We start from the raw sequence: 26,382 nt of genomic DNA, 5'->3' as shown, positions 1-26,382 counted from the left end.
TTGATGAAGATGCACTCGCTTACATTGTTATTGCTGGATATTTCGCAGTAGCTAGCATTGTTTCCGTGATTGTAGCTTATTAAGTTTCTACACGAAAAACAGCGGGGCCATACCTGAATTCAGGTATGGCCCCGCTGTTTTTCGTGGTATGGCCGCTTACTTCACCTTCCTGAATTCCAGCTCACTGAAGTGGAAGTCAGGGTTATTGGCGTCGAGTCGCATCTCCGCGATCTTTCCGTCTGATCCTACAATAAAGCGTACCTTGGTAGGAGTAAGCAGGGCGAAGTTGTTTTTCCACTCCAGGTCGAAGATGTCGTGCTGCCAGTGCGTGAGCTTGCCGCCCAGGGCTGGGGCAGGGGCTAAGTCCAGCACCAGCTGTTTGTTCTGCACCCTGATGGTGGCGTCGCCATACAGCGGACTGGTATAGGTACCCGCGTAGGCCTCCAGGTCCATAGTTGGTTTGCTTTTGCGCGGCTTTTCTTTGGCGGCTTTGGCGGCAGCCTCTTCCTGCGCTTTGCGTGCCTTGGCCATGTTGTCGAGCGAGGTCTGGCTCCAGTCGCGGCCATTCTGCACCCCGAAGAACTGGTCCAGGGTGTAGTTGGCCAGCGGCGACATGATGCTGCTCATGCTGTTGGTCAGGATGACGATGCCGAGGTTCTCTTCGGGCACCAGCACCGTGCGGCTGTTCATGCCCTCGTGGCCACCACCGTGCGCCAGTATCTTGCGCCCCTCATAATCATTCATCATCCAGCCCAGGCCGGCTGCCGAAAAGTGTGTGGAGGGCACGTTGGTTTCGGCTTGCTTGGAAATGGGCAGGGCATTGTGGGCGGTCCACATCATGCCGCTGGCGTCTTCGCTGAAGATCTTCTGGCCTTTGTAAGTACCGCGGTTCAACTGCAGGCGCATCCACTGGGCCTGTTGGCTCACGCTTGTGAAGATACCTGCCGCCGGGTTCCAGTTGTCCCAGGCCGTAAAGGTAGTCGGGTAAGGCTTATGCTTCTCGTCGAAGCCATGCGGAGAAGCGACGTTGTCTTTGCCAGCCAGCTCGTTCACGGAGGTATAGGAGCGGTTCATGCTTAACGGAGAGAAGAAGCGCTGCTTGATAAAATCCTCCCAGGTCTGGCCCGATATGGCCTCAATCACCTCGCCAGCGGCAATGAACATGATATTGGAGTAGCCGTAACCATCGCGGAAGCTGTATGCAGGCTTGAGGTGACGGGCACGCTCCAGAATTTCGCGGCGGCTATAGGTGGTGTTGTACCAGAGCAAATCGCCGCTAAAGGTACGGTAGCCAGCGCGGTGGCTCAGCAGGTCTTTGATGTTTAGCTCCTGCGTCACGTAAGGGTCGTAGAGTTGCAGCCAGGGCAGGTGCTTTGTTACCTTATCGTTCCAGTTGAGCTTGCCCTCGTCCACCAGTATACCTAGTGCGGCAGCGGTGTAGGCCTTGGAGTTGGAGGCGATGCCAAACACGGTGTTGGCGTCTACCTGACCGCCTGTTTTGAGGTCGCGTACGCCATAGCCTTTGGCAAAGATCACCGAGTCGTTCCGCACGATGGCAATGGCCATACCGGGTACGTCCCAGTCTTTGAGGGCTTTTTGATAATAGGCGTCGAGTTTCTGAAGGGTGGCGGCTGTATTTTGTTGGGCCGACGCCTGCAGGCTAACGACAGCGACAAGCGATAGGAACAGCGCAAAGCGCCTAAAAAGGGTAAAGGTATAGTTCATAAGCAGGTGAGTGTGTTAGACAGGCAAGATAGGGAATTTTAGATGTTTCACATAACATAGCCTGCCCGTTCTTGTATAGGCAACAGTTCTGGAAATCTGTCAGGTATACCCGCAAGGTCACTCCCTGCGGCCCGAAATCCAGAGGTTGCGGTGCAGGTGGGCATCACCCTCTTCGCGGGGCAGGTGCGGTCCTTGCTCATACTCCTTCAACTCCATGCGCAGGCGCTCCAGTTCTTCTGCCGACAGGTTGGGGGACAGCTGCCGCAAATCGGGCTGGCCCGCATCGACCCAGGCCGTGAACCAGTAGCTGGCCACCGTGTGGATGGCCAGGCGCATCTGCCGCTCCACCTGTCCGTTCAGTCTGCGATGGTAAGCCTCTGAAAACTCTCTGGAGTAAACCCGCGTGGTCATATTGCCGCGCACTTCATAGCTGTATTTCTTCTCTTCGTCAAACGCCAGAGTCAGTTCCCGCTCAAAACTGAGCACCGAGTCGAGGGCCATGTGGGCACTGGCAACAATTTCCCAGGCCTTAAGCTGCGGCTGTTCGATGTATTTCGCTGGTCCCACAAAGAAGTCGTAGTTGTCGGAGAGCAGTTCGGGCAGACGGCTTTCCCAGAAGGCATGGATGCCGCGCTGACCTGTGAGTTGGCCGTTGTAGTTGCGGGTGGTGTGCAGCGGTACGCAGGCATCGGCAATGTAGTGGCCCATGTCAGCCGAGAGGCGCAGGATCTGGTCGAGGTTGCGGTCTTTGAACGCCTGCGTAAGCTGAAATTTCATGCGGTTGATATGCCAGGGCACGATGCCGTGCGCCATCAGCGTATCCTCCCCATACCGTTCCACGGCCTGCTGCCAGTAGCGGGGCATTTTATACAGGGCGCTGTCGCCGTACACGTCCAGGTCGATGTAGTGACGTGGTGCCTCGCCTGCTACGGCATAGCGGCGGCGGTCCGGGTTCACGGCATTCTCCGTGATGTAGCGGATATGCTTTTTGTAGAAGCCCACCATTTCGGGTGGCAAGGTATAGACGGCTAGCCGGTTGATGCGCTGGTGTGCAAAGAAGCCCCAGCCATACCCGGTGAGCGGCAGCACGAACGCAAGGAGAAGCAATACAGCGATTTGTCGGAAAGCCATACCTGCGGTGTACGGAGAATTGGGGAATTTGTATATTGTCAGAAGAATCGCCGCTATTAACCTAGCTTATGCTGTGCCGCTTCGCATTCGCTATACCTACTTAACTACTTGAAAGTGATAACTCACAAAGCGCCTGTTCTGCGGCCTGTGCTTATGTAGTCTGTAGAATAAGTTCACTACCCCTATGAAACATGCTGCCTTACTCGCCATTATCCTCTACTTATTTACTACGCAGGTATGCGGCCAAAACTGCCAGATCAGGAACCTGGCTTTTGAGGGGGCAGGTATACGGGGCATTGCCTATGCGGGCGTGATCGACGAACTGGAGCGGCAGGGCAAGCTGCAAGGTATAGAGAAAGTAGGTGGCACCTCGGCTGGAGCCATGACGGCCATGATGCTCTCGCTGGGTTATTCAGCCGAAGAGATAGCCGATATCATCTCCTCGACACAGTTCCGAAAATTTAACGACGGCCGCTTTATGTTTATTGGGGGCTTTGCGCGCATGAACAGCGTATACGGGTGGTACCGCGGGGATCGGTTCACGGACTGGACCGGCAAACTGATCGAGGCCAAAACAGGTAATCCAGATATTACCTTTCAGGAACTGAGCGCCCAGGGGTATAAGGAACTGTATATTACGGCAACAAGCCTGAACAGACAGAAGCTGCTCGTCTTTTCCAAAGAGAACTACCCGAACATGAAAGTGAAAGACGCGGTCAGGATATCGATCTCTATCCCGCTCTACTTCAAGGCCGTATTTATCGACAGCGAGGGGGCGGTGTATAAAAAGCCGACCGCAGGGCAGCAACTGGACGTGGTCGTGGACGGCGGCATCATCGGCAATTTCCCCATTACCCTGTTCGACACCTTTGAGACGGACTCGACAGGGAAAAGCCACCGAGTGCCCGACCCTGGTACCGTGGGTGTGCGGATTGACTCGGACCTGCAGATTGAGAACGATGCTACGACTCGAGAGTTGGTGCCGCTCGAAATTCGGAGCCTGAACGATTATGTCGCGGCGCTCTATACCCTGGTGCTCGAGAACCTGAACCGCCATGAGCTGACCGAAGCGGACTGGGCGCGGACGATCTCCGTTTCGTCGGTGGGCATGAGCCCCCGCATCCGAAAGATGTCAAAAGAAGAGAAAAACAGCCTGGTGCAAAGCGGCCGAGCGTATACGGCCATCTACCTGTTGCGTACCTGTAGTAACCACGGTCAGCGTAACCACTAACGATCTGATATGAAAACACACGATAGCCTCAACCGCTTCCTCGATGCCCAGTCCACTAGCTACGAGCAGGCCCTGTCCGAAATAAAGAGCGGCCGCAAGCGCAGCCACTGGATGTGGTTCATCTTCCCGCAGCTGCAGGGCCTGGGCTACAGCGAGACGGCCCGCTTCTATGCCATTAAAGACTTAACCGAAGCTGAGCTATACCTGCAACACCCTGTGCTGGGGCCGAGGCTAATCGAAATTTCCAAGGCCATGCTGGCGCTGGAGGGGAAAACTGCTAACCAGATATTGGGTAACCCCGACGATCTCAAGCTTCGCTCCAGCATGACGCTTTTTGCCGCCGTGCCAGAGCTAGACTCTGTGTTTAAAGCTGTGCTGGACAAGTACTACGCCGGCAAAGCCGACGAGAGAACGCTGCAATTGCTGAACAAACTGTAGTGGACCCCTCACCGTAAGCTATAGCCCTGTAATTTTATTTGCATAAAGTATAATGTAAGCACCCTTCCTGCAGTTAGAGTATAGTAAACCCACTATACTCAGCACATGCAGTTACCATTCTGGAAGAAGAAAAAGACGGAAAATCCAGCCCCAAAAAATGCCCTGCGCGAATGGGGAAATGCCCTGGTGTTTGCCGTGGTGGTATCTACGGTTTTCCGGTGGGCAACTTTTGAGGCCTATGCCATCCCTACCTCCTCCATGGAGAAGTCGATGCTGGTGGGCGACCGCCTGTTTGTGAGCAAGCTGCACTACGGCCCCCGCACGCCCACAACGCCGCTGCAGGTGCTGCTCACGCACCAGACCATCTGGGGTACCGATCTGCCTGCCTATTCTGATGCGCTGCAGCTGGAGTCGCTCCGCCTGCCCGGCTTTTCCGAAATCAGGCGCAACGACCCTGTGGTGTTTAACCTGCCGGTGGAGGACGAGCACCCGCTGGACCTGCGCACGCACTACGTGAAGCGCTGCGTAGGTATAGCCGGGGACATACTCGAGGTCCGCGGCCGGCAGGTATACCTGAACGGCAAGCCACTCAATAACCCGGAGCAGATGCAGTACGCTTACTTTGTAGCCACGGATAAGGTGCTGCAGCCCAAGTTCTTTCAGGAGCGTGCCATCACCGACCTATACCCTGTGCCGGGCGGCTACATGCTGCACACTACCCCCGCCAAGGCACAGGCGCTGGCCTCGCTCGATTTTATACAGCAGGTAGAGCTGCAGCAAATGCCAGCCGGCACTGCAGAGCCGGGAATTTTCGGCAGCCAAGCCTGGAACCGTGACCACTACGGCCCGCTCTACATCCCGAAGCAGGGCGCCACTGTGGCCATCACCCCCGAAACGCTGCCGCTCTACAAGAAAATCATCCTCAGCTACGAGCACAACAAAAGAGCCGAAGTACGCGACGGCAGGCTATACCTGAACGGGCAGGAAGTGAAACGCTATACCTTTCAGCAGAACTATTACTTCATGATGGGCGACAACCGCCACAACTCCCTCGACTCGCGCTACTGGGGTTTTGTGCCGGAAAACCACATCGTGGGCAAGCCGCTGTTCACCTGGTTTTCCGTGGACGACGAGGCCGCGCTGTCCGGGAAAGTACGCTGGGACAGGCTTTTCAGATGGATAGAGTAAATTACAGTGGAAATATATAAAGTATAGCGAATATGGTATAGATATTGCTTGTTAGAACACTGTCTCTCAGAAATATATATTTAAAACAATGTTTTCTAACCGCTAATATTTACTGCCTATGAAACCCAAAGTATTACTCTGTCTGGGCTTGTGCCTGAGTCTTTTTCTAACAAGCTGCAAGGGGGATGAACCTGTTGCTCCTGCTAAAATGCAGGTAAGTATGTCTAGTAACAGTCAGACACTGGTGGAAGGGGGAGATGAAGTGGAGGTGACAGTTGAGCTGGACCGGGAATACGACGAAATAAAATACCTGTACCTGGATTATGGCGATGTAGAAGGGGAGTATCCTAATTTCTTTGAGAGCAGCCTGCGCAAAGACAGTATACAGATCAGGAGGTATGGCGTTGACAGGCCGGTACGGCTGCTCCGGATTCCTTTCCTGGCTGGCGAAAAGCAAAAGGTGGTACGACTGAAGTCTGTGGAAGACAACATGTTCCGCGGTAACCGTCCGTTCGATCTGAAAGTGATGGCTTATGAGAATGGTGCCATCCAGCACAAAACGGAAATGAAGCTGAACTTTGAGGAGAAAACGCCGAAACCCATCTTCGGTATACCTGCCGATTTTGCATCCAGAACGATAGTTGTCAATTCCAAAGATGGTTCGACGGCCATGATCCTGCCTATAACTGTAAACGGATTTTTTCAATTTCCTCAAACCGTAAAGCTCGCGTTTTCCGGATCAGCCAAAATGGGCACCGACTACGAAACAAGCGAAGGTGTTTTTGTGCTGCCGCCCAATACAATCTCACCGATATTGACAAGCCATTACGGGTTTCTGGGGGTGTACCACAGCCGCGATTACAGCACGCCAAAGACTGTTCAGGTAAAGCTTGTGGAGGCTGAGGAAGGCGAAATAGCCAAGGGGCAGGAGTTTGACTACCACCAAGGCGAAAAAATTGTGTTGAACGATACCTATACCGTGACTATTACCGAGTAGGCATTAGGCCTCAGGTATAAAAAAAGCGCCTGCCTCATCTCTGGGGCAGGCGCTTTCTTTATTTCTAAGGTATAGCCTATCGCTTCACCGGGAACTTCATGCGGTAGTCCGCATCGACTTCACCTTTGGAGATCTTGGTGAGCTTGTTCTTGATCAGGCGCTTTTTCAGGCCGGTTAAATGATCTGTGAACAGGATGCCCTCGATGTGGTCGTACTCGTGCTGGATCACGCGGGCCGTCATGCCGTCATAGGTGTCGGTGTGCTCGTTCCAGTCCTGGTCGAAGTAGCGGATCACGATGCGCTCGGGGCGATACACCACTTCGCGCACGCCCGGAATGCTCAGGCAACCCTCTTCAAAGCCCCATTCTTCGCCGTCTTCCTCGATGATCTCCGGGTTGATGAATGCCTTTTTCACGCCTTTGCCCTCGTCGCCCTCGTCCATCATCGGCTCCGAATCGATCACGAACAGGCGAATGCCCTTGCTAATCTGCGGGGCAGCCAGCCCCACGCCATGCGCATGGTACATGGTGGTGAACATGTCTTCGATGAGTTCATTCAGACCTTCGAAGTCTTTCGGAATATCCTGCGCCGGCTCTTTCAGCACCGGGTCGCCGTAGGCGGTAATTGGGTAAATCATATCGTTCTGCTTTCTAAATACGACTGTAAAATAATGGCGGCGCTCACGCGGTCTACGGTGCCTTTGTCCTGCCGGTCCTTCTTCTTGAGGCCGCCGGCCAGCATCGCCTTTTGCGCCATGCTGGAGGTAAAGCGCTCATCCACAGTATGCACCGGTATGGCCGGGAACTCCTTTTGCAGCTTACGCACAAAACCGATCACGTGTGGCGTTGCATCGGTTGCCTCACCTGTCAGGCGGCGTGGCATGCCTACCACAAAGGCTTCCACGGGTTCGCGCTGGGTATAGGCTTTCAGGTAGGTGAGCACGTCTTTGGCATGTATGGTCTCGAGTGGCGATGCAATGATCTGGAGCGCGTCTGTCGCGGCCAGTCCTACCCGCTTGTTGCCATAATCTATACCTAAAATCCTCGCCATGCTACCTGATTAGTTGCCGCTGTCACTGATTAACAGGCGGTCTGTGCATAAAAGTACAAAGTTAAGTGATTTAATCGGGATTTGCAGAGGCTTGTGGGGGAAGGGTTCGGGATTCCTTGACCTCCCAGCGTCTTCCAGACCTGCGAGTGTCTAATGCGGGCTGCGGAGGAAAAGGTTGTCTGAATCTTTATATAGGGCCCCTACCCCAAGGATTTACAGGATTACAGGATTAACAGGATTCTGGTGCACGCTTATTACCCCATCCCAGCCTTCCCCTAAAAACAGGGGAAGGAGAGGTGCACGATTGACATCCACCTGCCCCCTTCTTTTTCGAGGGCCCCTACCCCCAAGGGGGACTTTCTGGCATTGCCATTCAAAAGGTATAAGCGATGTAGTTAGTGTTTAGCTATACCGGGTCGAACTGCCCCTCCTTGTCCTTTTAAGAGGGCCCCCTACCCCCAGGAGGGGAGCCTGTAACTGCCAGTTCTTAGGTATAAACGCTGTAGTACGAACCGCTGGCACGCATTGAAAGAGTAACTTGCCCCGGATGCTATGAAACAAATAGCACTAGCCAGGTGCACTTTTCGGCGCTCCACTGTTTGAGCGTTCAGCGAGTTTGGAGCGTCTTGATTTTTTTGCTTACTTTTTTTATCAAGAAAAAAAGTGAGGCCCGCCCGGCCAGGGCAAAAGCCAGCTATGCAACAGAAGTAGTGGCTATACCTTACCTATACCTGGTATAGAGGCCCCGGGATAGCCGTCATAAGCAAGGACGCTCGCACTATTACCGCTATACCTGTAACTGCTAGTGCTCCTCAACAAAATGAGCTTTGCTAATTAAGCCACAACCCCATTACAGCATTAATTTATACCAAAATGGAATAAAACCCGACCAAACCATTGTTAAAAGAATAACAAGCCACACCGCAGACCGGTATACCTTGTAAAGGAACCCTGTATAGTGAAGCCAGAATATTTATCGCTATAAAGCTGCAAAAAGCGCCTGCTTAGCTTTATATTTAACCGTTTTTAAGATTGAGATGAGCGAAGAAACAAACTATAACCCGCAGGAGGAACCGGAAGCAGATGGGCAGGTCAAGCCCCGAAACACCCCTTTCCAGGTGCGCCTGCCTTTATACATCGCCCTGGCCCTGGTGGTAGGGGTGCTGATTGGCGCAAATACTTTCTCGCCCTCCGACACTAACCCGCAGAGCACGGCCAAGGCTTACCTTAAGTTCCGCGATGTGCTCAGTTACATCGACCGCGACTACGTGGATACCGTGGACACCGAGAAACTCACCGACCACGCCATCACCAAAATGCTCGAAAAGCTCGATCCGCATACCTCTTACATTCCGGCTGCCGACCTGGCCATGGCCCGCTCATACCTGGAAGGCGATTTTGAGGGCATCGGGGTAGAGTTCAATATCTTCAAAGACACGATATATGTGATTACGCCCCTGAGCGGCGGTCCTTCTGAAGCGGCAGGTATACAGGCCGGAGACAAGATCATTACAGTGGATGGCGAAAACGTGGCCGGTACAGGTATAACCAACGAGGGCGTCTTCAAGCGCCTGCGTGGTCCGAAGGGCACTGACGTGAAAATACAGGTGCTGCGAAAGGCCAGCAAGAAACCATTCGACTTCACCATCACCCGCAACAAGATACCAACCGTGTCGGTGGACGTGAGCTACATGGTGAACAGCAACACCGGTTACATTAAAGTGAGCCGCTTCGCCGCCAACACCTTCGATGAATTTAAGACAGCGCTGACGAGCCTCAAAAAGAAGGGCATGCAGCAGCTGATCCTGGACCTGCGCGGTAACCCCGGCGGCTACATGGACCACGCTACCCGCATGGCCGACGAGTTCATTGCCGGCGACAAGATGATCGTCTATACCGATGGCAAAGGCTCCCGTTACGATTCCAAATCATTTGCGCGCACCAAAGGCGATTTTGAGAACAATCCGGTGATCGTGTTGCTGGACGAAGGAAGTGCCTCGGCTTCCGAGATTGTGGCCGGAGCCCTGCAGGACAACGACCGCGCCCTGATCGTGGGTCGCCGCTCGTTTGGCAAGGGGCTGGTGCAAATGCCTATCCCCTTGAACGACGGATCGGAGCTGCGCCTGACTATTTCGCGCTACTACACGCCAAGTGGCCGCTCTATCCAGAAACCATACGTGGCCGGTACCGAAGACTACCAGAAAGACATGCTGCAGCGTTTCGAAAACGGCGAGTACTTCCACCCCGACAGCAGCTTGTTCGTGGATTCGCTCAAGTACAAGACGGGCAAAGGACGTGTGGTGTACGGTGGTGGTGGCATCATGCCCGATGTGTTTGTGGCCCGCGACACGACTGAAATTTCGGAGCTGCTGAGCGAACTGTACAGCAAAAACGTGATTCGTGAGTATGCCCTGGCCTACTACAACGACAACCGAAAAGACCTGCAGAAGATGCAGATGGACAAGTTTATCAAGTCCTTTAATGTATCAGACAAAATGCTGCAGGACCTGATGCGGATGGCAGCGCAGTCGGAGGTGAAATATGACGAGGCGCAGTACAAGCGTTCGCAGGGGATGTTGCGCAACAACGTAAAAGCCTTTATCGGGCGCAGCGTGTACGGCAACCCAGGCTTCTTCCCGATCCTGCACGAAAAGGACGAGGAGTTTCAGGAAGCGCTTCGCCAGTTTGGAAAGGCGCAGCGTCTGGCCAAGGGAGGTGTATAAGCATCCAGAATACTATATTTGTATAAGAAAGAGCACCTGGTAAGGTAGCTTCTGAAAACCATAACCAAAGAAAAGGAATGGCTTACTATCACAAATTGGGCACTTTCCCGCAAAAGCGGCATGTGCAGTTCAGGCAGGAGGATGGCAGTCTGTACGCCGAGCAACTGGTGGGCACGCTGGGCTTCAGTGGCCTGTCGTCGTTGCTATATCACAAAAATCCGCCGACGCGCATTACCCGCATTGGAGAGCCTGTGCCGTACGCCCCCAAAGTAGCCGAAGGCATCAAGCTGGCCCCGCATCACCTCAAAACACTCGACCAGACCATTACCGGCACTGACTACCTGAGTGCTCGCAAAACCATGATGCTCAACAGCGACGTGGCCATCAGCATCTGCAACCCGTCGGAGCGCAAAATGGACTACTACTACAAAAACGGCCAGGCCGACGAAGTGGTGTTTGTGCATGAGGGCAGCGGCGTGCTGCTGTCGCAGATGGGCAAGCTGGAGTTCCGTGAGGGCGATTACATTGTGATCCCGCGCACCATCATCCACCAGTTCCACTTCAACGACGGGCCGGTTCGTTTGTTGATCACCGAGTCGTTCAGCCCGATCGAGACGCCGCGCCGCTACCGCAACCACTTCGGTCAGCTGCTGGAGCACTCTCCGTTCTGTGAGCGCGACATCCGGGCGCCGCACGAACTGATCGAGTACACCGAGGGCGGCGAGCACCTGGTGCAGATTAAAAAAGACGGTTTGCTGCACCAGTACTATTACGGCTTCAGCCCGTTCGACGTGGTGGGTTGGGATGGCTACTTTTACCCGTATGCGCTTTCCATCTACGACTTCGAGCCCATAACAGGCCGCATTCACCAACCACCGCCCGTGCACCAGACCTTCGAGGCGCACAACTTCGTGATTTGCTCCTTTGTGCCGCGCCTGTTCGACTACCATCCACAGGCTATACCTGCGCCCTATAACCACTCCAACGTAGACTCCGACGAGGTGCTCTACTACGTGGCCGGCGACTTCATGTCACGCAAGGGCGTGGATAGGGCCTCGTTTACGGTGCATCCGGGCGGTATTCCGCACGGACCGCACCCGGGCACGGTGGAGGCAAGCATCGGCAAGAAAGAAACGCACGAGTACGCCGTAATGATCGACACCTTCAAGCCGCTATACCTGACCGAGGAGGCAGTGGGCCTGATGGACAAAAACTACCCGATGAGCTGGCTCGAAAACGGTCCGAACACGACCCGCGCCGCAGACATGTTTGATTAGGACTTCTTTACTCTCGATCATTTTGCTTAATTTTGCACTATGTGCAGGCATACAAGAAAGGCAGCCCGCAAGGCTGCTTTCCTTTTTTCATACCTGTAGGGCATTAATATGATTAACGAAGAGAACTTTAAATTTCACCCTTTTATGAAAAAAATGTTTTTGGCGGTGCTGTTGCTGTTCACGTTTATTGCAACTTCCTGCGACAAGATAGACGATCTGCTTACCTTCTACATCGATCAGGAAGAGACCATCCGCATCGAGTCAAACTTCCCGATTGGTGTGGTGACGCCACTTTCGCCTATACCTGTCAAAACGAACTCGTCGGAGACGTTCAAGAACAACAAGACGCGCGCCGAGCTAGTGAAGGACGTGAGCCTGAACAGACTGACGCTGAGCGTGGCCGAGCCGACCGACGAGAACTTTGACTTCCTGCGTAGCATCGAGATCTACCTGAGCAACGATAAAAATGAGGAAACAAAGATCGCTTACCTGGACGAAGTGCCGAAAGGTGTGAAAACCATTGAGCTGAAGTCGACCAACGCCAGGCTCGATAAGTACATTAAAGGAGAAACGTATACCGTACGTACAAGAGCTGCTATTGCCAAACCAATCACACGTGACGTTGCCATCAAGGCAGCCATGCGTTTTAAAGTGACCGCAGACCCTATTTAAGCATGCATACTTTATCTATGAGAATTTCAGAAGATAACAAACTGGAAAAGATCATCATTGTAGGCGACCGGGTGCTGATCAAGCCGAAAAGCGCAAGGGAGCAAACCAAGAGCGGGCTATACCTGCCGCCCGGCGTGCAGGAGAAAGAGAAGGTGCAGGAGGGCTACGTGATGAAAGTGGGGCCCGGCTACCCGATGCCAGCCGACTATGGCTTTGAGGACGAGGTGCTTGGCGATGGGGAGCAAGAGCAGGTACGCTACCTTCCGCTTCAGATAAAAGAAGGCGACCTGGCCATCTACCTGCAGCGCGATGCCATCGAGATTAACTACGTGGGCGAGAAGTACTACATCGTGCCGCAGTCGGCGGTGCTGATGCTGGTGCGCGAAGAGGACCTCTAAGCACTTCGGACAGCTTTTGCGGAAGCGCCATACCTGATAACCAGGTATGGCGCTTCTTTTTTTGTGCTCATCGATAAAATAAGCCTGTCTGCCCTGTCACAGATAATATTGGCCGTTTTGTTTTGCGCTCAAAAGCAACTATTGTAGTCTGAGGCTTATCTATTCTATACCTTTGTAGGATACTCACTTTTGTTGTGCTTTTTACTTTATGATGAATTGTCTGCCTAAACCTGTCTTTGTGCGGTTAGTTGTGTTGCTGTTGATGGTGCTGATGTGCCAACAGGCATGGGCCCAGGAGAGGAAGGCTCCCGTCTTTGCGCAACTAAAGCACCTGAAGGCCCTCCGTATTACTGAACCCATCAAAATAGACGGAGCCCTGAACGAAGAAATCTGGCAGCAGGCCGATATTGCCACCGACTTTATACAGAACCGCCCTAACCCTGGCCCAAAAGAGGTGCATCCTACTCACGTGCGAATCCTTTACGACGATGACTTTATTTATGTGGGCGCGGTGATGCACGACGTATCGCCCGACAGCATTTTCAGGCAGCTGGGCCGCCGCGACGATTTAGGCAATACGGACTTCTTCGGGGTGTTTTTCGATACGTACAACGACCAGATAAACGGCTTCGGCTTTTTTGTGACGCCTGCCGGGGTGCAGCTTGATGCCCGCTACTCTTCCAACGGCGAGGACTTTACCTGGAATGCCGTGTGGGAGAGCAGTGCCCGCATTGAGAGCAACAGTTGGGTAGCTGAGATGCGCATTCCGTACTCGGCCTTGCGTTTCAGCAGCAAGCCAGAACAACTCTGGGGACTCAACTTCATGCGCAACCGCCAGTCAACGCGGCAGGGCTTTTTCTGGAACCACGTAGACCCGGCCATCAACGGCTTCGTGAACCAATGGGGCCGACTGACGGGCATCAAAAACGTAGAGGCCCCGCTGCGCCTGTCGCTTACGCCCTATGTGTCGGGCTATGTGGAGAAATACCCGGTACGCAACGGCGATGGCTCCACCCGGTATGAGGATAATTTCAATTTCAGCGGTGGCATGGATGTGAAGTACGGCATCAACGACGCCTTTACGCTCGACATGACGCTTATACCTGACTTCAGCCAGGTGCAGTCCGACAACCAGGTGCTCAACCTGTCGCCTTTTGAGGTGCAGTTCAACGAGTACCGGCCATTTTTTATGGAAGGGACGGAGCTTTTCAACAAAGGTGGTTTTCTGTACTCGCGGCGCATCGGGGGCATGCCGATCAATTACCTCGATGAGCGGGAAGAGCACAAGCAAGGCAATACCATCATCGAGAACCCGCGCGAGACCAAAATGCTGAACGGCACCAAGATATCGGGTCGCACCCAGTCCGGGTTAGGTATAGGTTTGTTCAACGCGGTGGTGGGCAAGCAGTTTGCGACACTGGAAGACAGCGAAGGCAACCGCTTCCAGAAAGAGACGCAGCCGCTCACCAACTACAACATTCTGGTGCTGGACCAGTCGCTCAAAAACAACTCCTACGTTACGCTGGTGAACACCAATGTGCTGCGCGCCGGAAGCACCTACGACGCCAACCTGACGGGTATGCTGTTTCGGGTGGCCAACAAAGGCAACCGCTATGCCATGGAGGGCAGCGCCGCCCTGAGCCAGAAATATTACCCCGGCGACGCGCAGCTGGGGCATATGTACAGCGTGGGAGGGGGCAAGGTAAGTGGCAATTTTCAGTACCGGTTCACCCATTCCATGAAGTCCGACACCTACGACCCGAACGACATGGGCATCAACTTCATCCGCAACACCGTGGACGAGGACCTGAACCTAAGGTATAACATTTACCAGCCGTTCTGGAAACTACTCAACATGAACACCCAATTGGGTGCGCAGTACAGCCGCCGGTATAAGCCCGACGATTTCCAGAATTTCGTGATCTATGGCCGGGTGAGCGGCACGTTCCGCAACTTCCTGAGCATGGGCACCTTCTTTAACCTGGAGCCTGTCGTGACCTACGATTTTTTTGAGCCGCGTGTGAATGGCCGCTACTATGCCTTCCCAGTCAATCACAGCATCGGCACTTGGATCTCCTCGGACTACCGCAAGAAACTGGCCCTGGACGTGGAGCTCAATTACCGCACCTTCGATGAGCACGACCGCCAGAGCTTCAGCTACTCCATTGCGCCCCGCTACCGCGTCAACGACAAGCTGATGTTCGTGTACAGGTATAACCGCAACATCAGGCTCGACGACATGGGCTATGCAAACCATTTCACCCGCACAACCGATGCCGGTAGAAGCCACGACATCATCTTCGGTCTGCGCGACGTGAACACGGTATCAAATGAACTGACCAGCTCCTACATCTTCAACAACCGCATGTCGCTATCGCTGCGGGCGCGGCACTACTGGTCCAAGGCCGAGTACAATCGCTTTTTCAGGCTCGGCGACAAAGGGGAGTTGCTCACGGATGCGTACCCGAACGGCGGCTATTTTGCAGACGGCGAGCTCCCGAACCACAACATCAACTTCAATACCTTTAACATCGACATGATCTACTCGTGGTGGTTTGCGCCGGGTAGCGAAATCAGCCTGATGTGGAAGAACGCGATTCTGGAAAGCCAGGGTGATATTGTGCCGCGCTACCACGAAAACTTTACCCGTACCATCACGGGCCCGCAGACCAACAGCCTGTCGCTGCGCATACTTTACTTTATAGATTACCAGGTGCTGAAGAAACAGCTTTCGAAATCCTAAGGTTGAAACGATTCTAACCAAAAACCCCCAAAGCTGTCGTGGCTTTGGGGGTTTTGATTTTTAAGGTACAGCAGGTATAGACTAGTTAATTGGCTGGGTCAGGTCAAAATCGGCCTGGAAGCGCAGCTGGTTGTCGCGCTTGAGGATGTAGCTGAACGTGCGGCCGTCGGCGCTCAACACTACGTTCCACTCGTTAGTAGCGGCGGCAGGTATAAGTTGGGCGGTAAAAGCGTCGGCGGGGAAGCGCATGGTAGTTGCATCGTCTGTGTCCAGGGCAATGCCACCGTACATGGTCACTTCGTCCGGGGTGCCGTCTTCGTGGCGGTGGTCATGCTTCAGCTGCAGGCCTTCTTCCATTTTAGTGAACACCCACGTTCTGGATTTGTCTTCGCCCACGTGAAAAGGAATACGGATTACCTCGTCGGAACACTCGCGCACGTGCATGGTCAGCTCCTTACCGGCAAAAGGGTCTTTGCCATCGGCCGGAAACACGGCTTTGCCCCGGAAGCTCTTGCCGCATAGTTTGCTGAGCTCGGAGAAGAAAGCCTGTTGCGTAGCCGTTACCGGCGAGGCCAGCTGCTGCATTTCAGGCACCTCTTCCAGTTCCTCAGTTTGTGGCGGTACATTGCTGGCCTGTGGCTGTTGGGCGCAGGAAGCGAACATAAAGGCCATGCCGGCCGCGAGTAGTAGTTTCTTCATCGTGTCTGTTTTTGATTGTTTGTCCGCTGAAGATAGGTATAACAGACGGTTTGGCCAAACAGGCGGCGTGCTGCCGCTGCAGGTATAGCCGGCAATCAATCCTATACCTGTTGCTATACCTGGCCATTGCGGAGAAGGCTCTCCACAGAAAAAGCCCCGGCTTCAGGGCCGGGGCTTTGTTCTTTGGGCGTTGCCGGTTAGCGTTGCAGCACCAGTTTCTGGGTATAATGCTGGTCGCCAAATTCCACCCGCAGCAGGTATATGCCTGAGCCTCTGCCTGACAGGTCGATGTTGCCTTCATAAAAGCCGTTGAAGTTCTTCACCTGACGGCTGTAAATCTCGTGCCCCAGCATGTCGGTCACGCGCAGGTACAGATCCTCTTGCTGTGCCGTTTCGAACTGGACTTTGAACACACCGTTGCTTGGGTTTGGTGAAGCAACCAGTTCCTGCTTCAGTTCGCGCCCATCTGCCTGGTAGGCGAAGGTATAGGTCTGTGACCGGGAAGAAACACAGCCCTGCCACTGCGCCTGCACACTGTAGTCGCCGCTTACGGTTGGGGTGTAAGTACGCCCGGTGGCGCCGGGTATAGGCTGGTTGTTGAGGTACCACTGGTTGCCGTCCGCCACGCTGGACTGTAGATTCAGCCCTTGGCGTGTGATGAGCGGCGTCGGGATCGGGGCACCATTCTCCACCGGCACAGCCACTCTTGGGCTAACGCAGCCAAGTGCCCGCACCTTCAGGTCGTAGAAGTAATAGTAATAGCCAAGCGGGCCTGGGTTAGCTGTGGTGCCGGTGATGGTGAACACATTGGGCACACCAAACGGGTAGCCGGTAACACCTGCGTTGTTTCGGTAGATGGTAGCTCCACCTGGGGAGTCATAACTGATCGCGATGTTGTAAGTGCCGGCCTCAGGCAGCTCTAGCCCCAGGTAATAGATGGCGCCCTGATCGTTCGGGTCGTCCTCCTGCACGCCTGGGGCAGGGGTGGAGCGGGTGGCTTCTACCTTAAGCGTTCTGGTAGCTACCGGCGAGCCGTCGCTGTTATAGGCAGTGAAGGTGATCTTGCCAGGGTTGCCAATGTAAAGCCGGGCACTCTCCAATAGCATCGGTGCCTTTGTCTCTACAATTACATCTGGCGTGAACTGATTGTAGCCTCCGCCTGTCGCAAACTTCTTAGTGGCCGGCCCGATGGTGGCCGAGAAATCGTTGAGGGAGGCGTAGAGCGAGCCACTCAGGCCATTGGAGGAGACGCTGGCCGTGTTGCCCGCGGCTATGGGTGTGCCGCCGCTTGCCGTGTTGTACCAGAAGATAGTGCCCTCGCCGGAACCCGTTAAGGTATAGCTGGGCTCGTTGCCGCAGCGGGTCGCAACGGCCTGTGGGGCTGCCGTGTTGCCACCTACGCCGAAGCTTCTGCGCAATGTGTTATTCTCCGGTACAGCATCTGTTGTGTTGCCTGCCGCTGCCACCAACTCATATGTGGCGCCGGCCTCCGTCTGGAAGTCCGCAGTCAGGAGAAGCTCATCTGTTTCAAATGACCTTAGCGTTTGGCTGTATACCTGTGTGAGGGTGGCCACTTTCACGCCGTTGCGGTATACCTCCAATGTAACAGGTATAGCCTTTTGGTCGCGCAGGCCATTGTTGCGGAGTGTAACCATAAACTGCTGCGTAGTACCCGCGCAAAGCGCAGCTCCGACCGGCGCTACCTGTTGTAGCACAATGTCTGACGATGGTCTTGCCACCTGAATGATGTAGTCCTGGGTTTCGCCGCGGGTATAGGTGCCGCAGGGTTTTATGCTGGCTGGGTTAGCTGTCTCAGCCAGCACTACACGCAGTCGGGTAATGGAACCGGGCTCCAGGAAGGATGGCGCTGAAATGGAAGCATTGAATACCCCAACTCCGGTTATCACACCTGAAGTTGCGGCTTCCTCACCAGCATCTGCAAAACTGCCGTTGCCGTTCCAGTCCACGTATACCTTGGCGGCCTTGCTGGCGTTGGCGCCGCAGGTTCCCAGCTCAAACGATACTGTTTTGGTCTGCCCGGGCTCAAAGGTCAACCGCATCTCATTTTGCAGGCGGTAGGTGGCGCAGCCCTCAAAGGAGGTCGTGATGCCGTCGAAGGTGAGGCTGTTGATGCGGGAGCCGGCTTCTGAAGTGGGAGTGCTTGCGCAATAGGCCGTTCCACCCGCGCCGCTCACCAACAGGGAATATGCTTGCGGTCCTTTCTGGAGCGTACGCTTGTGCGAAACGGTGATCGTATAGGTCTCGCCAGGTATAGGACTTGGGATAAGCACTTGCTCCACGTTGTCCACCACGTTGTCGCCGCGGGTGGCGGGCTGGTCTGGTGCATTGGGGTTGAGGACCCAGGGCATGATCGTGTTGCCGCGGTTTGTGATGCGCACATCCAGGTCGTTGACCAGGCGCGGGCTGCGGTTGTTCAGGGCGCTTGCCGTTGGGTGAGTGGCGCCTTCCGGATCGGTCCAGGAAATAGTGGCTACGAGCGGCCCGTCACCAGATGCCACCACCTCGAAAGTATAGGTTTTGCCCTGCTCCAGGCTGCGCTCCTCCATTAAATGCGTGCCCTTTGCGTTGCTGATCATGGTAGCAGCCCGACTCGCGTTCAGCAATCCCCAGCCGTGTTTGTAGTCGGGGCCAGGGGCATCGCCCGCTTCGTCGGCCGTGTGGATGGCGAGGCCCTTGAGGGTGGCGGCACGCATCACCTGCCCGTTGCGCAGGTTGGCGTAGTGCTCCTGCAACAGCAGCAGCGAGCCTGAGATATTAGGGGCCGCCATGGAGGTGCCGCTCAGTACTTTGTATGATTTGTCGTTGGTGCTGGTCGTGGAAAGAACCTTTTCGCCGCTGCCTACCAGGTCGGGCTTGATGCGGCCGTCGTCGGTAGGGCCAAAGCTGCTGAAACCCGTCACCCGGACGTCAGATGGCTGGTTATAACCGCCCGGGATGTTGTTGACAGCCCCAACCGTCAGGATATTTTTGGCATTGCCGTAGGTGGCGATGGCATCGTAGCTGTCGTTGTTGCTAATGTTGTCTGGGCGCTTGGCCACGAGCGTAAAGTTGCCATTGGTATTGCGCTGCATGTAGGGCTTGCCCACGGCGGGGCCCTGTTCCTGCCGGTTGTTCCCGCCCGACTTCACGATCAGAAAGTAGGGCGCGTTGTAGGCTATGCGGTCCCAGCTGACAGAAGTTTCGTCGTAGAGGCCGAATTTGTAATCCTCTGTTTCGCTTACCTGCGGGGTGCCCCACCATTCCCAGTAGGGGTCCTCGTCGGTGCCTTTGCGTTCGCTGTTATAGCGCCAGCCGGCAATGGTGCCGTACGAATGGTTCGAGACGAGCATATTGGTCTGCGCGGCCTCGGCCATTTCGGCAGCGTTGTTGTTAAAGTCATAAGCCAGGAGCTTTTTCACCCCGTAGGCCATGCCTTTTGCCATACTGCTCTGGCCACTGGCAATGAGTGTGCCGGCCACGTGGGTGGCGTGTTCGTTCAGTTTCGAGGCTTTGTCTTTGTGCTCCACCCGGCCGCGCAGTTCCACATGCGACTCCCGGATCAAGCCGCCGTCCCAGATGCCCATTTTGTCGGTCACGCTGCTGCTTGCCCCGCTCAGGTTAAGGCCAAGTTTGCCGCCCGCCCAAAGCTGGTCGGTGCGGGTCGTGATGGCGGCTGTAGTATTGTAGGTGATGTAATAGACCGGCATGCCCAGCGCATCGATGCGTTGCAGCGAAAGGTGGGTACCGTCCGGGTAGGTCTTTTCAATTTCCCAGCCGTTTTGCCTGGCCAGCGCAATGGCCTCTGCACGTCTTGCACGGTAATCTTTGTCTTCAGCTGCCGCAATGCGGCCCAGTTCCTTCACATTAGCACGCACGGGCACCGAACCACCCTGCTGCGCGAAGCTAACAGAAGTTGTTGCAAGTGCCGCAGCCATCAGCCAAAGGCTCAATCCTCTCATAAAGTTGTAGTAGGTAGAAATTTAGAACTACCAATATAGCTAAAAGTGTCCGAACGCCAAAAGGTTCAGAATGAATAGGATAATTGGTTAAACATCGACGCGTAGGTTCCCTATACCTTGTGTTAGGTCAGCACGGCTCCTGAAAAAACAAAGCGCCCTAGGCTTGTAGCCCAGAGCGCTTTGTCTCAGTATTTCTATTTAATTATTTGCGAAGGTAGTTCGCAAAGTCTTTGGCAAAATACGACAAGATGATGTCGGCGCCGGCTCGTTTGATGCTCAGCAGACTCTCCAGCATGGCTTTCTCGCCGTCAATCCAGCCTTTCAGCCCGGCAGCTTTCACCATGGCGTATTCTCCACTCACGTTGTAGGCGGCTATGGGCAGGTGTGAGTTGTCGCGGAGCAATTTGATGATGTCCAGGTAAGCCAAAGCAGGTTTTACCATCAGGTAGTCGGCCCCCTCTTCGGTGTCGAGCGCAGCTTCGATCAGGGCCTCGCGGCTGTTGGCCGGGTTCATCTGGTAAGTCTTCTTGTCACCCATTTTGGGGGCAGAGTCGAGGGCGTCGCGGAACGGACCGTAGAAGGCGCTGGCATACTTGGCGGTATAGCTCATGATGCCCACCTTGTGGAAGCCGTTCTCGTCGAGCACGCGGCGGATGTAGCCCACGCGGCCGTCCATCATGTCCGAGGGGCCCACAATGTCGGCACCAGCCTGCGCCTGTGTGAGCGCCATCTTGCCCAACACCTCCAGTGTTTCGTCGTTCACGATCTCACCGTTGATCACAATGCCGTCGTGGCCGTCGGAGCTGTAAGGGTCCATGGCCACGTCGGTCATCAACACCACGTCCGGGAAGTTCTTCTTGATCTCGCGGATGGCCCTTGGGAAGAGGCCATCTGGGTTTGCGCTCTCTTTGGCGTACTTGTCTTTCAGGTTTTCGGGGATGCTCGGGAAAGGGGCGAAGGCTTTGATGCCCAAATCGACGCAGGAGGCCACTTCGTCTAACAGGGTGTCTACGGAGTAGCGGTTAATGCCCGGCATCGAGGCCACTTCTACCTTTTGGTTTTGCCCCTCGATAATGAAGAGCGGGAAGATGAAGTCGTTCAGCTCCAGGGCGGTTTCCTGCACCATGCTGCGGATGACTTCGTTATAGCGGTTTCGTCTTGGTCTTTTCGTGATCATAGTATAGCGATTGCTCTAAAATGCTTCAACATAGGTATACGGCAAAGGTACGGCTTATGCGGGGTAAAGCGAAATGCTACTCCATGTCATCTGTTTTGTCCAGGTCAAAACTCTCCAGTAGCTTTTTCGCCTCTTCTTCATCATGACCCGAAATAATAAGCCGCACCGGATTAAATCCGCCTGATGCTACTTGGAAAGGGGCGATGCTACCCATGTGCTCGTTTTGCATAAAAACGTAAATGCCATGATTCTCAAGCATGTTTTTAATGACAGCTGCCCTATGGAAGTCGCCGGAGAAGATGATGGTGGGTTTTGTTTGTTCGGATTGAGGCATGTCTAAGTAGTTGTTGCTTAATAAAGCTAGCGAATTTTATGAAGAATCGCATAGCGCTTGTAGACAAAACAAAAAAGGCGAAGCCACTACAGCCTCGCCTTTCGTGCGTTTCAGGTATACCTGACTTAGAAGTTCATCACCACTCGCTCAATAATATCGCAGCACTCGTGCAGTTGCTCTTCGGTCATTACCAAAGGCGGCGCAAAACGGATAATGTCGCCGTGGGTTGGCTTGGCCAAAAGTCCGTTTTCTTTCAACTCCACGCACACGTCCCAGGCGGTGCGTCCGTCAGCTGCCGGTTCGATCACGATGGCGTTGAGCAAGCCGCGGCCTCTTACCAGCGTAACCACTTCCGGACGCTTGGCTTTCAGTTGGTTCATACGGTCACGGAAGATCTCGCCCAGTTTGTAGGCGTTCTCCACCAGGTTCTCCTCCTTGATCACCTCCAATGCAGCAATAGCCACTGCAGCCGCCATGGGGTTACCGCCAAAAGTAGAGCCGTGCTCGCCCGGCTGGATGCAGAGCATGATGTCGTCGTTGGCCAGCACGCAGGACACTGGCAGCACGCCACCCGAAAGGGCCTTACCCAGGATCAGGATGTCAGCTTTCACGTCGTCGTAATAGCTGGCAAGCATTTTACCGGTTCGAGCTATACCTGTCTGAATCTCGTCGGCCATGAGCAGCACATTGTATTCTTTGCAAAGCGCATGTGCCTTGGCCAGGTAACCATCCTGCGGCACGACCACGCCCGCTTCGCCCTGAATCGGCTCCACCAGGAAACCGCACACGTTCGGGTTTTCTTTCAGAGCAGTTTCCAGCGCCTCGAGGTCGTTATAAGGAATAACTTTAAAGCCTGGCATATAGGGGCCAAAGCCTTTGGTAGAATCGGGGTCGGTGGAGAAAGAGATGATGCCGGTGGTACGACCGTGGAAGTTGCGTTCCACCACAATAATCTCGGCGTTGTGCGGGGCGATGCCTTTTTTGAGGTAGCCCCACTTACGGGCCAGTTTGATGGCGGTCTCCACGGCCTCGGCACCCGAGTTCATGTACAGCGACTTGTCGTAGCCAAACAGCTCGCAGATGTACTTCTCGGCTATACCTAGTTTGTCGTTGTAGAAGGCGCGGGAAGTAAGGGTAAGCTGCTGCGCCTGCTCGATCAGGGCGTTGATGATGCGCGGGTGACAATGACCCTGGTTCACGGCGCTGTAAGCCGACAGGAAGTCATAATAGCGTTTGCCCTCCACATCCCACAGGTATACGCCCTCGCCTTTGCTGAGTACTACCGGCAGTGGGTGGTAGTTGTGGGCGCCGTACTTTTCTTCGGTTTCGATGGCCTGCTGGCTGGAGGTGATGGATAGCGTGTTCATAGTTTATGTGTTAAAAAAAGCTGATGTCAGAAACTCGGGGCAACGCTGCGCCACAGGCTACAACTCCCGACCTATATTTACAGGGATTCTGGTGAATTGTTGTAAATATAGTGAAAACAGCCTGAATTATACCTTTACCCGGAAAACGAGCCTAGGCGCGCCCTGCCTGCCCCTTCAGGCACTGCCTGAATACGGTGTAGAATCCCTCCGGATCGTACTCGGCGTAAATGTTGGTCATGATGCCCAACTGGTTGTCGTCGGTCCGGAAACCGTATACCTCTTCTTCGCCTTTTTGCGAGGCTGGGGAAGGAACGATGTGCCGCTCAAGCAGTGTGAGTTGGGTGGGGGAGATGGACTTGCTCAGCTCAGAGCAGTACACCTGCTGGTGCTGTATGCTGAAGGTATTCACAAAGCCGCGGGCGCGCATAACGGATACTGCCTCGCTTAAGTTGTTGAAACGTGACATGGTCTTTATGATTTAGGTGATGAGTTCGCGGCAAGGAATAATATATTGTTTAACGAATATGATGCAGAAGAGGGAGTTAGGGTGATGATTATTTTGTGAACGACCCGAATTTGCAGATATTTGTCGTTTAAAAAGAAGTATAGCTGTGAGTGACCTGAAAGAAGGCGAGGATTTTTACTTTGAACGTGGACTGATGGTGCTGACGGCCAAGTACCTGCTCAAGCGGGGCTACTGCTGCCGCAACGCCTGTCGCAACTGCCCCTACGGCTTCACCAAAAAGAAAAAAGAAGCGGATGAGAAAGGCGCCGGCCAGGTGTAACCTCTACAGTTAAAAGGCCTTTGTAGCTGTTTTAGAGCATGTTTTGCTAAAATTATCTGCTATGCCTTTGACATTGTGTATCTTTTTATAGATATTTGCACCCCTATTGAAATAATTTAGAAGAAAATACAAGATGGCACGAGTTTGCGATTTAACCGGAAAGAGAGTACGAGTAGGAAATAACGTTTCTCACGCTAATAATAAGACAAAGCGTAAGTTCTATCCGAACCTTCAGAAGAAGCGTTTCTACATCCCTGAGGAAGATGCTTGGGTAACCCTTAAAGTTTCTACTTCAGCATTGAGAACAATCAACAAGAACGGCATCTCTTCAGTATTGAAGAAGGCTGTTGAGCAAGGCTACATTATGTACTAATGGCAGCCTTCCGGCTGTGTGCGCTCTTATGCTGGCTGTCGCTTACGGCAGTAGCGCAACCGCATTCAGGCTCGGAAAAGCCATCTGATACTTTAGATAAAGAGTTTCATCGGCAACGGAGAGAGGTGTTGCGGCAACAGCTGCCCCCTCGCTCCGTTGCCGTTCTTTTTGCCAGTCCCGTGCGCAACCGCGCCAACGACGTGGACTACTACTACCATCCCGACCCCGACTTTTATTACCTCACCGGGTATACCGAGCCGAACGCCGTGCTGCTGCTCTTTGGAAGCCCGCAGAACCTGAACGGCAAGCAGGTGCACGAACTGCTGTTCGTGCAGCCCAACGACCCGATGCACGAACTCTGGAACGGCAAGCGGCTGGGCGTGGAAGGCGCGTCGAAGGAGCTAGGTATAGTCACGCTTCCCAACACCGACTTCGCGGGGTTTAAACTCGACACGGCCAATCTGCAGCAGATCCTGATTAAAAGTTTGCCGCACGACGTACGCGACGATGCCGCGGACGAGGCAGATCTGTACAGTTTGCTGGGTCAGTTCAAGACGAAAGTAAAATATCCGATTAACTTCAGTGCAACGCGCAGCATGCTCTATGGCATCACGCGGGAGCACGGGCTAGCGCAGGCCGAAGGAGTGGCGCTCTACATTCGACAGGCCATGCTACAGGAGCCTGACCTGAAAAACGACCAGGCGCTGCAGGGCTATCTGCAGGCCAAAGACATGCGTGCCCGCACCCAGGCCGTGGCTGCTATACCTGAGCAAAAGCTCGATGCCTACACACTAGACCAGATGCTGGACCAGTTACGGGAAGTGAAAACCGAGGAAGAGGTCAGGCTGCTTCGCAAGGCGGCTAGTATGTCGGCCATCGGGCAGATCGAGGTGATGAAAGCCATGAAGCCGGGTATGTCTGAGATGGAGATACAGGGTATACACGAGTTTGTGTTCAAGAAATACGGGGCGCAGCATGTCGGTTACCCTTCGATCGTTGGGGCCGGCAACAACGGCTGTGTGCTGCACTACACGGCCAGCAACAAACCAGCTATACCAGGCAGCGAATTGGTGCTGATGGATGTGGGTGCTGAGTACTTGGGCTACACCGCCGATGTGACCCGCACGATACCGGCCAACGGCAAATTCACAAAAGAGCAAAAAGCGATTTACGAGCTGGTGCTCAAAGCGCAGGAAGCGGGCTTTCAGCAATGTAAAGTCGGCAACGCTTTCAATGCGCCGCACCAGGCTGCCGAGACTGTGATAGCCGATGGGCTGGTGAAGCTGGGCATCATTAAAAAAAGGGAAGAGGTACAGCGCTACTTTCCGCACGGCACTTCGCACTACCTGGGTCTGGATGTGCACGACCGCGGTAGCTTCGGGCCTTTCCAGGCCAACACTGTTATCACTGTAGAACCAGGCATTTACATACCGGAAGGCAGCCCCTGCGACAAAAAGTGGTGGGGCATTGGCGTGCGCATCGAAGACGATATCCTGATCGCCGAAAAGGGCTGGGAAAACCTGTCGAAGCAGGCGCCACGCACGGTAGAGGAAATTGAAAAGACCATGGCCCAGCCGAGCGCATTGGATGTTTTTAAGCTGCCTAAGCTCGATTAATGGGCAGCACAAGCGAAGTATAGTAATGACCTGCAGGAAGGTCGAAAAAGCTAATTCAGAAAAATTTATACTTTGTTTGTAATTAGAGATTTAAGCTTGTATATTTGCAGTCCTAAATAAAAATTTACTGTTGAGATGGCTAAAAAAGCAAAAGGTAATAGAATCCAGGTAATTATGGAGTGCACAGAGCATAAAGCGACTGGCATGCCTGGAACTTCAAGGTACATCACTACCAAAAACAGAAAAAATACGGCTGAGCGTTTAGAGCTTAAGAAGTATAACCCTGTGTTGAAAAAAGTAACTGTACATAAAGAAATTAAATAACCATGGCTAAGAAGGTAGTTGCAACCCTAAAGACCGCTACAGGTAAAGATTGGGCAAAAGTGATCAAAGCCGTTAAGTCTCCAAAAACTGGTGCTTACAGCTTTAAAGAAGAGATGGTGCCTGTTGACAAAGTACAGGACTTCCTGAAGAAGTAATTAAGCCTACTCTACTTATA

General features: G+C 53.9%; 24 protein-coding genes. 14 read left to right on the top strand and 10 right to left on the bottom strand.

Annotation, left to right across the window (positions count from 1 at the left end; genetic code table 11):
* Positions 1-156: 156 nt before the first annotated feature.
* Positions 157-1,725, bottom strand: coding sequence for a serine hydrolase (locus BD749_RS10605; protein WP_101444309.1), 1,569 nt, complete (start codon positions 1,723-1,725; stop codon positions 157-159).
* A gap of 117 nt (positions 1,726-1,842) precedes the next feature.
* Entirely contained in the window at positions 1,843-2,856 is a 1,014-nt protein-coding gene (locus tag BD749_RS10600) for a zinc dependent phospholipase C family protein (protein WP_101444308.1), read from the bottom strand.
* A 184-nt stretch (positions 2,857-3,040) separates the two neighbouring features.
* Here BD749_RS10600 and BD749_RS10595 point away from each other — a divergent pair, with 184 nt between their 5' ends.
* The 4 genes from BD749_RS10595 to BD749_RS10580 all read left to right on the top strand — a co-directional run bounded on the left by BD749_RS10595 (position 3,041) and on the right by BD749_RS10580 (position 6,710).
* On the top strand, positions 3,041-4,087 hold the full coding sequence (locus tag BD749_RS10595; RefSeq protein ID WP_101444307.1) for a patatin-like phospholipase family protein: 1,047 nt from the start codon (positions 3,041-3,043) through the stop codon (positions 4,085-4,087).
* Positions 4,088-4,096: 9 nt separating this feature from the next.
* Positions 4,097-4,525: a DUF1810 domain-containing protein gene (locus tag BD749_RS10590; RefSeq protein ID WP_101444306.1), complete on the top strand. Its 429-nt coding sequence runs from the start codon at positions 4,097-4,099 to the stop codon at positions 4,523-4,525.
* A gap of 105 nt (positions 4,526-4,630) precedes the next feature.
* The gene (lepB, locus tag BD749_RS10585; protein WP_101444305.1) at positions 4,631-5,713 is read left to right on the top strand and encodes a signal peptidase I; all 1,083 of its coding nucleotides are present in this window, start codon (positions 4,631-4,633) and stop codon (positions 5,711-5,713) included.
* Between the two features lie 220 nt (positions 5,714-5,933).
* A complete protein-coding gene (locus BD749_RS10580; protein ID WP_143741253.1) occupies positions 5,934-6,710 on the top strand; it encodes a hypothetical protein in 777 nt (258 codons plus the stop codon).
* A 76-nt stretch (positions 6,711-6,786) separates the two neighbouring features.
* On the opposite strand, the gene def is transcribed toward BD749_RS10580, so the two are convergent.
* Both def and ruvX read right to left on the bottom strand, forming a co-directional pair.
* Positions 6,787-7,347 (bottom strand): peptide deformylase, encoded by a 561-nt coding sequence (gene def, locus BD749_RS10575; RefSeq protein ID WP_101444303.1) that lies wholly within the window; start codon positions 7,345-7,347, stop codon positions 6,787-6,789.
* Entirely contained in the window at positions 7,344-7,760 is a 417-nt protein-coding gene (ruvX, locus tag BD749_RS10570) for a Holliday junction resolvase RuvX (protein WP_101444302.1), read from the bottom strand. The genes def and ruvX overlap by 4 nt, the downstream gene beginning before the upstream one ends.
* A 1,037-nt stretch (positions 7,761-8,797) precedes the next feature.
* On the opposite strand from ruvX, the gene BD749_RS10565 reads away from it, so the two are divergent.
* The 5 genes from BD749_RS10565 to BD749_RS10545 all read left to right on the top strand — a co-directional run bounded on the left by BD749_RS10565 (position 8,798) and on the right by BD749_RS10545 (position 15,573).
* Positions 8,798-10,483, top strand: a complete 1,686-nt coding sequence (locus BD749_RS10565; protein ID WP_101444301.1) for a S41 family peptidase — start codon at positions 8,798-8,800, stop codon at positions 10,481-10,483.
* A gap of 77 nt (positions 10,484-10,560) precedes the next feature.
* The gene (locus tag BD749_RS10560; protein WP_101444300.1) at positions 10,561-11,760 is read left to right on the top strand and encodes a homogentisate 1,2-dioxygenase; all 1,200 of its coding nucleotides are present in this window, start codon (positions 10,561-10,563) and stop codon (positions 11,758-11,760) included.
* A gap of 144 nt (positions 11,761-11,904) precedes the next feature.
* The gene (locus BD749_RS10555) at positions 11,905-12,432 is read left to right on the top strand and encodes a hypothetical protein (protein WP_101444746.1); all 528 of its coding nucleotides are present in this window, start codon (positions 11,905-11,907) and stop codon (positions 12,430-12,432) included.
* A 17-nt stretch (positions 12,433-12,449) separates the two neighbouring features.
* Entirely contained in the window at positions 12,450-12,830 is a 381-nt protein-coding gene (locus tag BD749_RS10550) for a co-chaperone GroES (RefSeq protein WP_101444299.1), read from the top strand.
* Positions 12,831-13,068: 238 nt separating this feature from the next.
* On the top strand, positions 13,069-15,573 hold the full coding sequence (locus tag BD749_RS10545) for a DUF5916 domain-containing protein (protein WP_180336382.1): 2,505 nt from the start codon (positions 13,069-13,071) through the stop codon (positions 15,571-15,573).
* 81 nt (positions 15,574-15,654) lie between these two features.
* Here BD749_RS10545 and BD749_RS10540 read toward each other — a convergent pair whose 3' ends face one another.
* From BD749_RS10540 to BD749_RS10515, 6 genes are all read right to left on the bottom strand, one after another.
* Positions 15,655-16,272 (bottom strand): SadB/YajI family lipoprotein, encoded by a 618-nt coding sequence (locus BD749_RS10540; RefSeq protein WP_101444745.1) that lies wholly within the window; start codon positions 16,270-16,272, stop codon positions 15,655-15,657.
* A gap of 197 nt (positions 16,273-16,469) precedes the next feature.
* Positions 16,470-20,231 carry a S8 family serine peptidase gene (locus BD749_RS10535; protein WP_101444297.1) on the bottom strand — a complete coding sequence of 1,254 codons (3,762 nt, stop codon included), beginning with the start codon at positions 20,229-20,231 and terminating at the stop codon, positions 16,470-16,472.
* Positions 20,232-20,433: 202 nt separating this feature from the next.
* A complete protein-coding gene (hemB, locus tag BD749_RS10530) occupies positions 20,434-21,408 on the bottom strand; it encodes a porphobilinogen synthase (protein ID WP_101444296.1) in 975 nt (324 codons plus the stop codon).
* A gap of 76 nt (positions 21,409-21,484) precedes the next feature.
* Positions 21,485-21,742: a putative signal transducing protein gene (locus BD749_RS10525; protein ID WP_101444295.1), complete on the bottom strand. Its 258-nt coding sequence runs from the start codon at positions 21,740-21,742 to the stop codon at positions 21,485-21,487.
* Between the two features lie 125 nt (positions 21,743-21,867).
* Positions 21,868-23,109, bottom strand: a complete 1,242-nt coding sequence (rocD, locus tag BD749_RS10520) for an ornithine--oxo-acid transaminase (protein ID WP_101444294.1) — start codon at positions 23,107-23,109, stop codon at positions 21,868-21,870.
* A 151-nt stretch (positions 23,110-23,260) separates the two neighbouring features.
* Positions 23,261-23,575, bottom strand: coding sequence for a hypothetical protein (locus BD749_RS10515; RefSeq protein ID WP_101444293.1), 315 nt, complete (start codon positions 23,573-23,575; stop codon positions 23,261-23,263).
* Between the two features lie 145 nt (positions 23,576-23,720).
* On the opposite strand from BD749_RS10515, the gene BD749_RS19410 reads away from it, so the two are divergent.
* The 5 genes from BD749_RS19410 (at position 23,721) to BD749_RS10495 (ending at position 26,362) form a co-directional block, all read left to right on the top strand.
* On the top strand, positions 23,721-23,894 hold the full coding sequence (locus BD749_RS19410; protein ID WP_317046353.1) for a DUF5522 domain-containing protein: 174 nt from the start codon (positions 23,721-23,723) through the stop codon (positions 23,892-23,894).
* Between the two features lie 133 nt (positions 23,895-24,027).
* Complete coding sequence (rpmB, locus tag BD749_RS10510; RefSeq protein ID WP_076668830.1) at positions 24,028-24,267, top strand: 50S ribosomal protein L28; 240 nt, start codon at positions 24,028-24,030, stop codon at positions 24,265-24,267.
* On the top strand, positions 24,267-25,883 hold the full coding sequence (locus BD749_RS10505) for an aminopeptidase P family protein (RefSeq protein ID WP_101444292.1): 1,617 nt from the start codon (positions 24,267-24,269) through the stop codon (positions 25,881-25,883). The genes rpmB and BD749_RS10505 overlap by 1 nt, the downstream gene beginning before the upstream one ends.
* Before the next feature lie 135 nt (positions 25,884-26,018).
* Positions 26,019-26,207 (top strand): 50S ribosomal protein L33, encoded by a 189-nt coding sequence (gene rpmG, locus BD749_RS10500; RefSeq protein ID WP_007652246.1) that lies wholly within the window; start codon positions 26,019-26,021, stop codon positions 26,205-26,207.
* A 2-nt stretch (positions 26,208-26,209) separates the two neighbouring features.
* The gene (locus BD749_RS10495) at positions 26,210-26,362 is read left to right on the top strand and encodes a DUF4295 domain-containing protein (protein WP_101444291.1); all 153 of its coding nucleotides are present in this window, start codon (positions 26,210-26,212) and stop codon (positions 26,360-26,362) included.
* The last annotated feature ends 20 nt before the right edge of the window (positions 26,363-26,382 follow it).

The sequence above is a fragment of the Pontibacter ramchanderi genome, from assembly GCF_002846395.1.
Classification (GTDB): domain Bacteria; phylum Bacteroidota; class Bacteroidia; order Cytophagales; family Hymenobacteraceae; genus Pontibacter; species Pontibacter ramchanderi.
The sequence above is the reverse complement of the archived record's forward strand: the minus strand, read 5'-3'. Positions and strand labels throughout refer to the sequence as shown.